The sequence below is a fragment of the Streptomyces sp. GS7 genome, from assembly GCF_009834125.1.
Lineage (GTDB): Bacteria > Actinomycetota > Actinomycetes > Streptomycetales > Streptomycetaceae > Streptomyces.
In genome coordinates this window covers 5,383,632-5,397,478 of record NZ_CP047146.1, presented here as the reverse complement: position 1 = coordinate 5,397,478, position 13,847 = coordinate 5,383,632, and the positions used below count along the sequence as shown (strand labels likewise).

Genomic DNA, 13,847 nt, shown 5'->3' with positions numbered 1-13,847 from the left:
GGTCAGGAGCCGAGGGCGGCGCCTTGGTTCCGCAGTTCGCCCAGTGCCAGCCGCACCAGCGGATGACCTTCGCTGCCGCGCCGAACGGCGGTGAAAACCCGCCGGGTCGGGCGATGGGCGCCGCCGACCGGGCGGATGACGACGCCGCCGAAGGCGATGCCGTGGAGCGCCGAACGGGGCACCAGCGCCACGCCCGCACCGGCGGCGACCAGCGCACACACGGCCCGGGAGTCGTCGGCCAGGCACTCCACCCGCGGCTGGAGACGAGCCTCCTCGCAGGCGCGCAGGACGACATCGTGCACCGGGTTACCGGGCCACGGCGTGATCCACGGCTCCTCGCCGAGGTCGGACAACTCCACGTCGGGGGCGTCGGCCAGCGGATGGCCGGACGGCAGTACGACGTCGAAGGGCTCTGCGTAGAGGGGCTCGCGCAGCAGTTGCTCGCCGCTGTGGCCGGGGGTGTCCCGGTGCTCCACCGCCAGGGCGATGTCGACCACGCCGTCGATCAGGAGCCGTCGGCTGGCGTGGCCCTCGGCGTCCTTCACCCGGATCCGTACCTGCGGAGCGCGCCCCCGCAGCGCCGCCATCGCCGGGGCCACCACTTCGGTGATCGAACTCGCGAACGCGGCGATGGTCACCTCGCCCGCCAGGCCCGCCGAGCAGGCGGCCATATCGGCCTCCGCCTGCTCCAGCTGCGCGGCGATCCGCGTCGCGTGATCGGCCAGCACGGTGCCCGTCGGAGTGAGCCGGACGGTACGGCCGCGCCGCTCCAGCAGCGCGTGGCCGACCTCCGCCTCCAGCGCGGCGAGCTGCTGCGACGCCGCCGAGGGGGAGAGGTAGAGGGCATGTGCGGCGGCGGTGACGGTGCCGTGGTCGGCCAGCGCCCGCAGCACCCGGAGCCTGCGTGGATCGATCACATCCGGCAGTACACCAGACGAACACGGCCCCTGTGAAGTAGAGCTTCACAGACGACCTTGGAAAACGCTGATGGACTTCACAGGGATGGCGCGACAAAGTGGTTTCCCGTGAAGACAACGGCAACGGCCTCCGCCGGCCCGGGACCGTGAGCTGACCCACACCCCTGTGCCCACGGGGCGAGCGGACAGTTGACGATCAAGGCGCGGTGACGCGACCGCGGGGCACCGACCCCGACGCGCGGCCCGCGGCCAGGGAACCGTTCGGTGGAGCGCGGTCCGACCACGGATCCGGCGAGGAAGCGGCGGCTGCCGGGCGCAGGCCCATCACGCAGCGCGGTCGTCCGGTCACCATGGCGCCCGGTCTGTGCCCGCTCGGGGCGCCCATGCCATCCCCTTCGCCGTCCGCACCCCTACCCCCTCCCCACAAAGGAATCCGCTGTGTCCATGACTGCCGGTCACCGCCGGGAACACGACCTGCTCGGCGACCGGGACGTGCCCGCCGACGCGTACTGGGGCGTGCACACCCTGCGCGCCGTCGAGAACTTCCCCATCACCGGCACGGCGATCTCCGGGTACCCGCATCTGATCGACGCGCTGGCCGCCGTGAAGGAGGCCGCGGCCCGCGCCAACGCCGAGCTGGGGCTGCTCGCCGCGGACAAGGCCGAGGCCATCGTCACCGCCTGCCGGGAGATCCAGGACGGCCGCCTGCACGACCAGTTCGTCGTCGACGTCATCCAGGGCGGCGCCGGCACCTCGTCCAACATGAACGCCAACGAGGTCATCGCCAACCGGGCGCTGGAACTGCTGGGCCACGACAAGGGCGACTACGGCCACCTGCACCCCAACGAACACGTCAACCTCAGCCAGTCCACCAACGACGTGTATCCGACGGCCGTCAAGGTCGCCACCATCATCGCCGTACGCGAACTGCTCGACGCGATGACCGTGCTGCGCGACGCCTTCGCCACCAAGGCCGACGAGTTCCACGACATCCTCAAGATGGGCCGCACCCAGCTCCAGGACGCGGTCCCCATGACCCTGGGCCAGGAATTCTCCGCCTACGCCGTCATGCTGGAGGAAGACCAGAGCCGGCTCGCCGAGGCCACCCGGCTCGTACACGAGATCAACCTCGGCGCCACCGCCATCGGCACCGGCCTCAACGCCCCCACCGGCTACGCCGAAGCCGCCCGCCGACACCTGACCGCCATCACCGGCCTGCCGCTGATCACCGCCGCCAACCTCGTCGAGGCCACCCAGGACTGCGGAGCCTTCGTCCACCTCTCCGGCGTCCTCAAGCGCATCGCCGTCAAGCTCTCCAAGAGCTGCAACGACCTGCGGCTGCTCTCCTCCGGCCCGCGCGCCGGACTCGCCGAGATCAACCTGCCGCCCGTACAGGCGGGTTCGAGCATCATGCCCGGCAAGGTCAACCCCGTCATCCCCGAAGTCGTCAACCAGGTCGCCTTCGAGGTCATCGGCAACGACGTCACCATCACCATGGCCGCCGAAGCCGGCCAACTCCAGCTCAACGCCTTCGAACCGATCATCCTGCACTCCCTCTCGGAGAGCATCACCCACCTCGCGGCCGCCTGCCGCACCCTCGCCCACCGCTGCGTCGACGGCATCACCGCCAACACCGAGACGCTGCGCACCACCGTCCAGAACTCCATCGGCCTGGTCACCGCCCTCAACCCGCACATCGGGTACACCGCGGCCACCGCCATCGCCCAGGAAGCCCTCACCACCGGCCGCGGCGTCGCCGAACTCGTCCTGGAGCACGGGCTGCTGCCCGAAGACCAACTCACCACCCTGCTACGCCCGGAGCACATCGCCGGGACAACCGCCTGATGCGCGGCCCGACCCCCGGTCCGACGACGGGTGCGGACCGGGCGCGAAGCAGTCACCACCCCTACCGACCAGCAGAGGAAGTCGGCCATGGCAACGGCGCCTAGCGTCTCGTATTCGATGACGGTGCGACTGGAAGTTCCCGCGAGCGGCACCGCCGTCAGCCAGCTGACCACGGCAGTGGAGTCCTCCGGTGGGTCGGTCACCGGGTTGGATGTGACCGCGTCGGGGCACGAGAAGCTGCGGATCGACGTGACGATCGCGGCGACCTCGACGGCGCATGCGCAGGAGATCGTCTCGAAGCTGAGCGGCATCGAGGGTGTTTCGCTGGGCAAGGTGTCCGACCGTACGTTCCTGATGCACCTCGGTGGCAAGATCGAGATGTCGTCGAAGCATCCGATCCGCAACCGCGACGACCTGTCGATGGTCTACACCCCGGGTGTGGCGCGGGTGTGTCAGGCGATCTTCGACAACCCCGAGGACGCGCGGCGGCTGACGATCAAGCGCAACAGTGTCGCGGTGGTCACCGACGGTTCCGCGGTGCTGGGGTTGGGCAACATCGGGCCGAAGGCCGCGTTGCCGGTGATGGAGGGCAAGGCGGCGCTCTTCAAGCGTTTCGCCGGGATCGATGCGTGGCCGATCTGCCTGGACACGCAGGACACCGACGCGATCGTGGAGATCGTCAAGGCGATCGCCCCGGGCTTCGCGGGCATCAACCTGGAGGACATCTCCGCGCCGCGCTGCTTCGAGATCGAGGCCCGGCTGCGCGAGGCGTTGGACATCCCGGTCTTCCATGACGACCAGCACGGCACCGCGATCGTGGTGCTGGCGGCGCTGACCAACGCGCTGCGGGTGGTGGGGAAGAAGATCGAGGATGTGCGGGTGGTGATGTCGGGTGCCGGCGCGGCGGGGACGGCGATCCTCAAGCTGTTGCTGGCCGCCGGTGCGGGGCATGCGGTGGTCGCCGACATCCACGGTGTGGTGCACGCCGGCCGGGCGGACCTGGTGGATGCCGACCCGGACTCGGCGCTGCGTTGGATCGCGGACAACACCAATCCCGAGGGTGTGACGGGGACGCTGAGGGAGGCGGTGGTGGGGGCGGATGTCTTCATCGGTGTCTCGGCGCCCAATGTGCTGGATGGTGAGGATGTGGCGCGGATGGCGAAGGACGCGATCGTGTTCGCACTCGCCAACCCGGATCCGGAGGTCGATCCGGCGATCGCGCGGCAGACCGCGGCCGTTGTGGCCACCGGGCGTTCGGACTTCCCCAACCAGATCAACAACGTGCTGGTTTTCCCCGGGGTCTTCCGTGGTCTGCTGGATGCGGCCTCGCGTACGGTGAACACCGAGATGATGCTGGCCGCGGCCCGTGCGCTGGCCGAGGTCGTGCTGGACGACGAGGTCAACCCGAACTACATCATCCCCAGCGTCTTCAACGAGAAGGTCGCCGTCGCGGTCGCCGACGCCGTCCGCGACGCCGCCCGAGCAGCGACAGCCGGCTGAGCGCCGGTCGTTCGGCCACGGCGGTCGCCGTCCGACGCGTACGTGGGGCCGGCCCGGTGCCGGCCCCACATGACGGACGCGCCCCGTGGTCGGTGCCCGAGCCGCCGTAAGCCACGGCTCACGGCCCATGGCCCACGGCTTCAGGGGCGCGTCGCGCCAGGGTCCGTCCGACGGGTCAGGTTCGGACAGGCTCTAGCCGTGTGCGCGCAGTGCCGCGATCAGCCAGGCGAACGCAGGTACCTGTGAGGGGATCGGCGGACGCCCGTTCAGCACGCCGAGCAGCTGCCAGTACCGCTCCACCCGCTGGTCGGTGAAGGTGGCCAACTTGTCGGCCAGCCGGGCGCGTTCCGCCGCGGGCAGGCCGGGGCCGACGATCCGGTGCAGGATCTCCTCGCCGGCGGCCGACTCGGGAACGACGTGCTCGCGCACCGCCCGTCCGGCGTGCTCCGCGACCTTCGCTGGGTCGGGGCCGTCCGGCTGCTGCTCTCCCTGCGCCCCGGCCACGGCCATCTCCCGTACCCGCTTCCGGAACGCCGCGTCGCCGACCAGCTCAGCCAGCTCCACCCAGGCCTCCACCTGCTCGGGAGTCGGGTCGGCGGGCAGGTGAGCCGGCATGGTGCGCATGGCGTGGGCCAGGTGAGCGCCGGGCGCCTCGGGGGCGATGCCGTCGAAGGTCTCGTGGACGAACCCGTCGATGATCCGCTGCCGTTCGTCGGCGGACATCCGAGCCAGATCGTGCATCATCGTCATCTCCTCGGTCGTACTGTCACGTCGAGCGACCCGGTCGAGCACCGCGCGCCGCACCCGCAGGGTGCGGATCTCCGCGTCCAGTGCCCGTACATGGGCCCTGGCCACGTCGCGCACGGTCACCTGCCGGTCGAGTACCCGGCGTACCGTCTCCAGGTCCAACCCCAGCTCGCGCAGGGTGCGGACCAGGTCGACGCGGGCGGCGGCACCGGCGTCGTAGAGCCGGAAGCCGCCTGCCGTGCGCCCGGCCGGCGCAAGGATGCCGATATCGGACCAGAAGCGGATCGTGCGCACCGAAACCCCGGTGCGCCGGGCGAGGTCGCCGATGGTCAGCATCTCGATGTGGTCGCTCACGGGGCCTACTCTCATCCCTCCAGCGGATGGAGAATCAAGCCCTTTTCGCGGGATCCGGCGATGTCCCGGCCGGTGCGACACGGCGGGGTACGGCACTCTGCCGCCGGCCGGCGCACGAAGCCGGCCCTCGGCGCTTCCCGGTCTGCGGAGACCGGGGGTGGGGCGCCCTCGCGGGGGAGTACCGAGGGCGCCCCGGCTCGGGGACGGCCCGCCGGAGGTGCCGGCGGGCCGTGCGGGACCGTGTGGAGACGGTCAGTTGGGCCGCAGGGGCTCAGGGGCGGTGGAACTGCACGAGGCCGCCGTTGTTCGGGCGGTCGTACCAGCCCCGGAAGGCCCAGTTGATGTAGCCGCCGTCGCCGAGGTTCGTGAAGGTTCCGTCCTCGAAGACCCAGATGCCGTAGACGACGCCGTCGTAGGTGGCGGAACCGTATGCCTTCACACCGTTGAGGTGGTCGTCGTAGCCCTGGCTGAGGTTCATCACCATGACGTTGTACTGGCTGCCGGCGGCGTAGAACGCCGATTCCCGCAGGTTCTTGACGAAGCCCTCGCGGTTCTGGGCGGTCTTGATCGACGCCTCTATCTTGTTGGCGATGCCGAGCACGTCGATGTTGAAGTTCACATTGGCGTTGGCACCGGCGCTGACCGGCGAATCGCCGGCCGCTGCCGTGGCGGCGACCGGTGCGGCCGAAGCGGTCGCCGGGAAGGCGGCACCCGCAACGGTGAGTGCGGCTCCCAGGGCCACCGCTGCCACGCTCTTCTTCAGGACGCCCGAAGTGGACATGGTTCTCCTCGATCAACGATCAATGGGGGGCTGTGGTCTCCGCGGGAACGGAGACCGGGCCGGATCAGCGGGAAGAACCGCGGCTCCGGCACGGACACCAGGCTCGGCGGTGCCGCTCATGAACCGCTCATACCGCGCTCATGCGGGCCGATTCCCGCCATCGGACCCCAACGGACGGCATCGGCCCGCATCGCCCCGCATCCGGGCGCACCAGACATGTCCACATAGTGAGAAGAGAGGGCAGGGCTGTCACCCCGCCATCGATTCCATGGTCTTTACTTGGGCAAGGGCGTACAGAGCGCGCCCTGTTCGGCGGTACGCACAAGAGGGCACCATGGTTCAGTTGCGGCTCCTAGGGCCGGTGGAGATCGAGACGGACCAGGGCCTGGCACTGGCTCTGGGGGCGGGCCGCGTCCGTACGGTGGCCGCGGTACTGATCAGCGAGGTCAACCAGGCGGTCCCGGTGCACCGGCTGATCGACCTGGCATGGGACGGGGATCCGCCGGCCCGGGCGCGGGGCGTGGTCCACAACCATGTGCACCGGCTGCGGCGACTGTTGGCGGGCCATGCCGAACTCGCCACCCGGGGGCAGGGGTACGTACTCCTCGCCGATCCCGGCTCCGTGGACGTGCACCGCTTCCGTGGCCTGGTCGCCGGTGCCCGTGAGGCCGAGCCCTGCGCGGCGGTCGCGATGCTGCGCCAGGCCCTGGGGTTGTGGCGGGGCGAGGCGCTGGCGGATGTGCCCGGCGAGCGGGTGCGCCGGACGCTGGGCATCGGCCTGTCGCAGGGGCGGCTGGCCGCGTTGCAGGAACTCGGCGGACGGCTGATGCTGCTCGGCCGGTACGGGGAACTGGTCACGGAGTTGACCGGGTGGATCGCGGAGCATCCGCTGCACGAGGAGCTGACCGCGCTGCTCATACGGGCCCTTCAGGCGTGCGGCCGGCAGGCCGAGGCCCTCGACCACTACCACCGGGCCCGCCGCCACCTGAAGGACCAGCTGGGCATCGACCCCGGCCCGGCGCTCAGCGAGGCGTACCTGGCGGTCCTCGGAGGCCGTGGCAGCCCCGCGCGGGCCGCCGCCGACCGCCCGCGGCCCCCGGTGCGGCCCCCGGCGCCGGCCGCGACCGGCTACCCGCCGCCGGCCCCGGAACCCCACGGGAGGCCGTCGCCCGCAGGCCCGGGTGCGACGCCGTACACCGCCCCGTACACCGTGCCGTACGGCTACGACCACCGGCTCGGACCCTCGTCGCGGATCGCCCAACTACCGCCCGCCGTAGTGGACTTCTGCGGCCGTGACCGGGAACTCGCGGTGCTGGACCAGCATCTGGAGCGGGTGCCGCGGCCGGCGTGCGTGGTGCTCGCCGGCGCGGGCGGGACCGGCAAGACCACCCTCGCGGTGCAGTGGGCGCACCACCGCAAGGCGGAGTTCCCGGACGGGCAGCTCTTCGCGGACCTGCGGGGGTTCGAGCGGCCGCCGATGCGGCCCGGCACGGTACTCACGTCGTTCCTGCGGACCCTGGGCGTCCGGGAAGCGGAGATACCCGAGTCCGTGCCGGAGGCGGCGGCGCTCTACCGCTCGCTGCTCGCCGGCCGGCGGATGCTCGTTCTGCTGGACAACGCAGGCACCACCGAGCAGGCACGCCCCCTCCTGCCCGCGACGCCGGGCTGCCTGGCGGTGGTGACCAGCCGACGGCGGCTGAGCGGACTGGTGGTGCGCGACGGCGCCGCACTGGTCAGGGTGGGGCCGCTGACCACGGAGGAGGCGCTGCAACTGCTGGGCAACGCGCTGGGGCGGCAGCGCGTGGAGGCGGACGCGGCGGCGGCCGGGGCGCTCGTCGAGCGGTGCGACCGGCTGCCGCTGGCGCTGCGGATCGCCGCCGTCCGGCTGATGGCGCACCCCGAGTGGTCGTTGAACTGCTGGACGAAGAAGCTGGCCGGCGAGAGCCGCTGGCTGCAGGAGCTGTCCGCGCACGACGCCGATCTGGCCATGGAGACCTGCCTCTACCTCAGCTACCGTGCCCTGTCGAGCGGCGCCGCCCGGCTCTTCCGCTTCCTTGGTCTGCACCCCGGCCCGTACGTGGAGACCCAGGACGCGGGTGTCCTGGCCGGCCAGGACACCGAGCGCACCCGCCGGCACCTCGCCGAACTGTGCGACGCCCACCTCCTCGAAGAACATGCCCAAGGCCACTATGTGTGGTCGGAGATGGTACGCAGCTACGCCGTGCAGTGCGTCACGGCGGAGGAGCCGCGGAGCGCCCGGGACCAGGCCGTACAGCGGCTGCTCGCCCACTTCGACCGGCGCCGGGTGCCTCCCTGTTGATGATCGTGCGTGCCCGCGGTGCTCCGGGCGCGCTCCCGCGGTCGCAGCGCGCGGCCGACCGACGCCGCGCCGGACCTGCAGCCGCTTCTCCGCCCCGATCGCGGCCCCCCGGTCTCGTCGGAAGCGGATCCCCGTTACGCTCTGGGCCGGCACGGTGCCACCGGCCGGCCTGGCACAACGATCTGGACGGGGAATTTCCATGCGTTACCTGGTACGCGATCGCATGTTGGCCTTCCATGAGGAAGCCTGGATCGAAACCGAACACCGGGAGAAGCTGTACAAGGTCAACAGGAAACTGCTGCGCCTGCGCACCACCTTCGACTTCGTGGACACCCAGGGCAACCAGATCGCCAGCATCGTCAAGAAGGCGCTCACCTTCCACCACACCATCCTGATCAAGCGGGACGGCGAGCTGGTGGGCCGGATCAGCAAGCGGACGTTCAGCCTCTTCGGGGACCGCTTCAAGGTCAGTCTGCAAGACGGGCGGCGGCTGCGGATAGTCGGGAACTTCTGGGACCGGGAGTTCGACATCCAGCACGAGGGCACAACTCTGGCGCACATCTCCCGGCGCTGGTTCAGCATCCGGGACGCGTACGCCGTCGACGTGATGAGCCCGCAGGACGAGACGCTGCTGGTCGTCCTGGCGGTGTGCGTCGACCACACCCTTCAGGACCTCAAGGGCGAAAAGCTCACCAACCTCTGAGCCGGCGGGCGATCCGCGCGAGCGGGGCGCGCCGTGCACAGGGCGCGGGAGGTGGGCCTGCTGTACGCGCGCCCGCGGATTCTTGTGATCAAGTGGCGGCTGCGCCGTCGCCCGTCGCCGGTGGTCACCCCGCGGGTGGTCACCCCGCGGGTGGTCACCCCGCGGGTGGTCACCCCGACGTGGAAGTAGGCGCCCGGCCGGAGAGGCTGCCGCCGCGGCTGCGAAACGCCGCGTGGCGACGCTGTCCTCGTAGGTGACTGCACCGGTTGACGAGGCGGGCCGGGCCCGTCGGCCGGAGAACCGGCGGGCACGCGGCCTTCTGTCACGCTCCCGGGATGGCGGCGCGGAACTTCTTCGTCAGATCGGCGCCGCGGATCACCCCGCCCTGGTGGTACTTCAGCCCCCAGGCGTCGATCACCGAGCCGTCGGCGAACATGCAGGCGGAGGTCGCCTTCGACGGGTCGGTCTCGGCCCTGGGGCCCCAACCGCCGCCGTCCGTCGGCCTGTTGCCGAACATGGCGGTGCCGTTGATGCCCTGGCAGTAGGCGATGGACGGATTGCCGGGGCTGCTCGGGCCGGCGGGCTTGCGGACATAGGCGAGGGCGGCCAGGGTCGGCTTGTCCGCGGCCAGGGTGTCAGCGGCGATCATGATCTTGCTGTCGTCGCCGGCCGAGAAGACGCACATCTCGCGTTCACCGCCCAGCGGGGTGATCTTGTTGCCGGTGCCGGTGTAGTAGGGGACGCGGGTCTCGGCCTTGCCGCCCTGCTGCTCGCACCAGGCCGCATCCGCGGACACGGCGTGCCGTGCGGGAGCGGCAACGGGGTGGCCGTGGGCCGTACCGGCCGCGTTGGCCGTCGCGGCCGTACCGGAGACCAGGACGAGAACGGACACGGCAAGGGCACGGGAGCGCTTCACGCTTCCTCCTCAAGGACGTGGGGTGGGGGTGACATCGCGGGGCCGGGCGCGGTGCACGCGCCCATCCTCAGCAACCCCCGTCCCCTCGTCAACGCGCGTCATCCGGCCTCACGGTGGGCCCGGCGACATTGACGCGTTCGCACGGGCGGACCCCGGGCGACGTGCCCCGATCAGGGGCCGGATCCGGCCAGTAACGCCGGGGTAACTCCCATGCCCACCAGTCCGGTTCGGAACCGGTTAGAGTGACCGGCCCATGCATCCCCCACTGCTGCGCATTCGTCTGCTCGGCGGGTTCCGGACCGTACGCGAGGGCGGTGCACCGCTTGTGGAGCGGTGGTCGCGGCCCAGCGCCCGGACCCTGGTCAAGCTGCTGGCCCTCGCCCCGGACCACGCACTCCACCGCGAGCAGATCATGGCCGTGTGCTGGCCGCACGCCGAACTCCGCGCCGCGCTGGGCAGTCTCCGCGTGGCGCTGCACACCGTCCGGCACGCGCTGGAGCCCGAGCTGCCGCCGCGCGGCGCCTCCGCGTATCTGACCGGCGACGGCGACCTGCTGCGACTGGTACCGGACACAGTACGTGTGGACACCGACGAGGCCGAAGCCCTCGCCCGGCGGGCGCTGAGCGGCGGCGGGCGACGGGAACTGGCCCACGCCCTGGAGGCGTTGACCGGCGAGCTGCTGCCCGAGGACCGCCACGCGCCCTGGGCGGAACCGGCCCGCCGGCGCCTGGCCCGGCACCGGACCGACCTGCGGCGGGCACTCGCCGACGGCCGCCGGCCGCACGGCGGCGGGGCGGCGCGCCCCGAGGCGGACGCGGCGCGGGTACGGCTGGACTGGGCGCTGCATCTGGACCGCTCGGGACGCTACGAAGAAGCCGTCACCGTGGTGCGCGAGGCCCTGTGCTCGTACGAACGCGCAGGGCTGCGCGATGCCTGCACCCTGGCCGCCGCCCGGCTGGCGGAGGTGCTCGGCCGCAGCCGCGGCGCCGACGCGGCGCTGGCGGTCCTGGGCGCGCATCCGCCCGCCCCCGCTGCCCCCGACGACATCCGGGCCGCACACCACATGGCACGCTCGGCGGTCCTGTCCTACTCCGGCCGGTACGAGGAGGGCCTGGCCGACGCGCGGGCGGCGGAGCGCTGTGCGGCAGCCGCCCGGGGGCCCGACCGTCCGGTGCTGCTGGCCCGTTCGCTCGCGCAGCAGACCGTCTGCCTGGGCCTGTCCGGTCTCGCGGACGAAGCGGCCGGCCCCGCCGAATCGGCGCTGGCACCGGCCGCGGAGTCCGGCGACCGGGCACTGCTGGCCACCGTGCTGTCCGTACTGCGGGAGACCGAGCGCCGCGCGGGGCGGCACGCGGAAGCGCTGGCGTACGGGCGCCGCGCGCTGGCGCTGGCCGAACAGGCGGGCCGTCCCACGGCCACCGCCTTCGAGCGTGCCAACCTGGCGGAACTGCATCTCCTGCTCGGCGAACGGGCGGACGCCGAGCGGCTGGCGCTGGCCTCGGCCGAACTGGCCGAGCCGTTCGGCGGAACGGCACTGGCGTTCGCCCTGACCGCGCTGGCCCGCGTACGCGGCGGGGCGGCGCCGAAGGAGGCCGCGCGGCTGCTGGAACGGGCCGGACGCTGCGCGAAGGACGGCGGGCACCTTCAGGCCATCGACGAGGTGCGGCTGGCCTGGGCCGAGATGGTGGCGACGCGCCGTGCACCGCCGTGACGGCGCCGACGATCCGCCCCGGATGAGGGGGCGGGAACGGAGGCCGTGGCGGGCGGAGCGCCGCCAGTGCCCGCGGGCGCCACTCCCGCGCCCCGACACGGGCATCGGCATCGGCATCGGCATCGGGAGGGTCAGCCGAGATTGGTGAGGGGGAGCAGGCCACGCTCGGCGAAGACCTTCTTGGCGACGAGCGTGGCGTTGATCGACCGCGGCATCCCGCAGTAGACGGCGGAGTGCAGCAGGGCCTCGGCGATCTCGGTGGCGGTCAGGCCGACGTTGAGCGCGGCGTTGATGTGCACCTCAAGCTCGATTTCGCAGCCCCCGAGCGCGGCGAGCATGCCCAGCGTGACCAACTGCCGTTCACGCGGAGCCAGTTCAGGCCGCGAGTACATGTCGCCGAACGCCCACGCCACCACCTGGTGACCCAGCTCCGGCGACGTGTCGGCGAGCGAGTCGACGATGCGCTGTCCCGCCTCGCCGTCGACCTGCTCCAGCACCTTCATGCCGTACGCGTAGCGCTCTTCGCGGTTCATGGTTCCTCCTCAGGGGTCGGGTGTTCGCTCCGGTCGGCCGGTGCGATGTCTCCAGCCTGGCCGGAAAGCCACCCGCATCTGCTCCGCGGGCATTACTGGATATACTTCCCATGCCTGGGAGGTATGGATGGAGCTACGGCTACTCGGCTACGCGGTCGCGATCGCGGAAGAGGGCAGCATCAGCGGCGCTGCGCGCCGGCTGCATCTGACGCAGCCCACGCTCAGCCGCCAACTGCGCGAAATGGAACGGCAGTTGGGTGCCGCGCTGTTCATCAGGGAGGGGCGCGGCCTGACGCCGACGCAGGCCGGACAGGTTCTGGTGCGGCGTGCGGTCACCGTGCTCGCCGAGGCGGAGGCCGTACTGAAGGATGTGCGGCTGGCCGCGCAGGGCATGACCGGGCGGCTGACCGTGACCTTCGCCGGTTCGGGCATCAACGGACCCCTCGGCGGCGCGCTGAGCCGGGTGCGGCGCGAACTTCCCCGGGTGGACCTCCAGTTGGAGGAGAGCTTCAACGACGCCGAGATGTCGACCGGTGTGCTGGAGGGCCGTTTCGACCTCGCGGTCCAGCGCCTCCCGATGCGCGATGCCCGGCTGGCCACCCAGGTCTGGTGGCGTGAGCCGCTCACCCTGTTCCTGCCGGCCGGCCATCCGCTGGCCCACCCCGCCGAACCCGCCCCGCTCACGGCCCTGGGCCAGATCCCCCTGGTCCTCTGGCCCCGGGAGGTGTCACCCCTGTCCTACGACGAGATCATTGCTCTCTGCCACGGGGCCGGCATCGTGCCGCGGATCAGCGCGGAGGGCCGCAGCGTGCAGACCCTCCTGGCCCTGGTCGCGGCCAAGTTCGGCGCCGCGGTGCTCGCCGACTCGCACCGGGTGCTGCGCCGCGTCGGCGTGACCCCCCGGCCCCTGGCCGGCACCTCGACCACCCTGCACCTGGTCTGGCGGGCCGACGACACCAACCCGCTCGTCGAGCGGATCCGCACCGTCCTCACCGACGCGCGGGTGGTCGGCTCCGGGGAGAGCCAGGCCGCACTCCGCATGTCCGGCCCGGCCCACTGAAGGCCGGGCCGGGGCGAACGGAATCCGCCACCACGGCCCGTGCGATGCCCGGCCGCCGCGAGCCGGCGCAGCGACGGCCCGGCCTCGGCGAGCCGCCGCACCCCGCCCGGCTGATCGCCATGCGCCTCATCCGCAACCGCCGACCCGACCCCACGAGTTCGCGGTGAGCTGCGCCGACGACCGCTTCAACGCGTTCAACACCTCGGGCCTGCTTGCCCCTTGGCGAACACACCCGAAGGTCACTTGTCCGGAAACAGCTTCGCGGGCTCACCGTGTCACGGCTGCGGCCCACCGCGACCGCAAGGGCGCCTGCTCGCCGACGAGGCTCCGGTTGACGGACCGGCACTGGTTGCCTCAGCACCCAGGGCGCGTTGCTGGTTGTCGATGTACGGGCGCACAGCGGTCAGTTCCGTGTCGCCGGAGCTTCCGGCGCAGGACGACTCGGATCAGGAGTGTCCGC

The 13,847-nt window shown here is 71.8% G+C and carries 12 protein-coding genes; 7 read left to right on the top strand and 5 right to left on the bottom strand.

The window, feature by feature from the left end:
- Positions 1-2: 2 nt before the first annotated feature.
- On the bottom strand, positions 3-917 hold the full coding sequence (locus GR130_RS23420; protein WP_159506515.1) for a LysR family transcriptional regulator: 915 nt from the start codon (positions 915-917) through the stop codon (positions 3-5).
- Positions 918-1,361: 444 nt separating this feature from the next.
- Here GR130_RS23420 and aspA point away from each other — a divergent pair, with 444 nt between their 5' ends.
- Both aspA and GR130_RS23410 read left to right on the top strand, forming a co-directional pair.
- The gene (gene aspA / locus GR130_RS23415) at positions 1,362-2,762 is read left to right on the top strand and encodes an aspartate ammonia-lyase (protein WP_159506514.1); all 1,401 of its coding nucleotides are present in this window, start codon (positions 1,362-1,364) and stop codon (positions 2,760-2,762) included.
- A gap of 87 nt (positions 2,763-2,849) precedes the next feature.
- Positions 2,850-4,262, top strand: coding sequence for an NAD-dependent malic enzyme (locus GR130_RS23410; protein WP_159506513.1), 1,413 nt, complete (start codon positions 2,850-2,852; stop codon positions 4,260-4,262).
- Positions 4,263-4,454: 192 nt separating this feature from the next.
- On the opposite strand, the gene GR130_RS23405 is transcribed toward GR130_RS23410, so the two are convergent.
- Together GR130_RS23405 and GR130_RS23400 are read right to left on the bottom strand one after the other, a co-directional pair.
- Entirely contained in the window at positions 4,455-5,363 is a 909-nt protein-coding gene (locus GR130_RS23405) for a helix-turn-helix domain-containing protein (protein WP_159506512.1), read from the bottom strand.
- Positions 5,364-5,634: 271 nt separating this feature from the next.
- Positions 5,635-6,144, bottom strand: a complete 510-nt coding sequence (locus tag GR130_RS23400) for a stress protein (protein ID WP_159506511.1) — start codon at positions 6,142-6,144, stop codon at positions 5,635-5,637.
- A 343-nt stretch (positions 6,145-6,487) separates the two neighbouring features.
- Between GR130_RS23400 and GR130_RS23395 the strand changes: the two genes are divergently transcribed.
- The 3 genes from GR130_RS23395 to GR130_RS23385 all read left to right on the top strand — a co-directional run bounded on the left by GR130_RS23395 (position 6,488) and on the right by GR130_RS23385 (position 9,356).
- Positions 6,488-8,464, top strand: coding sequence for an AfsR/SARP family transcriptional regulator (locus tag GR130_RS23395; protein ID WP_236573409.1), 1,977 nt, complete (start codon positions 6,488-6,490; stop codon positions 8,462-8,464).
- Between the two features lie 199 nt (positions 8,465-8,663).
- Positions 8,664-9,167 carry an LURP-one-related/scramblase family protein gene (locus tag GR130_RS23390; RefSeq protein WP_159506510.1) on the top strand — a complete coding sequence of 168 codons (504 nt, stop codon included), beginning with the start codon at positions 8,664-8,666 and terminating at the stop codon, positions 9,165-9,167.
- 33 nt (positions 9,168-9,200) lie between these two features.
- Positions 9,201-9,356: a hypothetical protein gene (locus GR130_RS23385; protein WP_159506509.1), complete on the top strand. Its 156-nt coding sequence runs from the start codon at positions 9,201-9,203 to the stop codon at positions 9,354-9,356.
- Positions 9,357-9,489: 133 nt separating this feature from the next.
- On the opposite strand, the gene GR130_RS23380 is transcribed toward GR130_RS23385, so the two are convergent.
- A complete protein-coding gene (locus tag GR130_RS23380; RefSeq protein ID WP_159506508.1) occupies positions 9,490-10,083 on the bottom strand; it encodes a hypothetical protein in 594 nt (197 codons plus the stop codon).
- A gap of 253 nt (positions 10,084-10,336) precedes the next feature.
- Here GR130_RS23380 and GR130_RS23375 point away from each other — a divergent pair, with 253 nt between their 5' ends.
- Positions 10,337-11,794, top strand: coding sequence for an AfsR/SARP family transcriptional regulator (locus tag GR130_RS23375; RefSeq protein WP_159506507.1), 1,458 nt, complete (start codon positions 10,337-10,339; stop codon positions 11,792-11,794).
- A gap of 131 nt (positions 11,795-11,925) precedes the next feature.
- On the opposite strand, the gene GR130_RS23370 is transcribed toward GR130_RS23375, so the two are convergent.
- Positions 11,926-12,327, bottom strand: a complete 402-nt coding sequence (locus tag GR130_RS23370) for a carboxymuconolactone decarboxylase family protein (RefSeq protein ID WP_159506506.1) — start codon at positions 12,325-12,327, stop codon at positions 11,926-11,928.
- A 127-nt stretch (positions 12,328-12,454) separates the two neighbouring features.
- Here GR130_RS23370 and GR130_RS23365 point away from each other — a divergent pair, with 127 nt between their 5' ends.
- Positions 12,455-13,387, top strand: a complete 933-nt coding sequence (locus tag GR130_RS23365; protein ID WP_159506505.1) for a LysR family transcriptional regulator — start codon at positions 12,455-12,457, stop codon at positions 13,385-13,387.
- Positions 13,388-13,847: the final 460 nt, after the last annotated feature.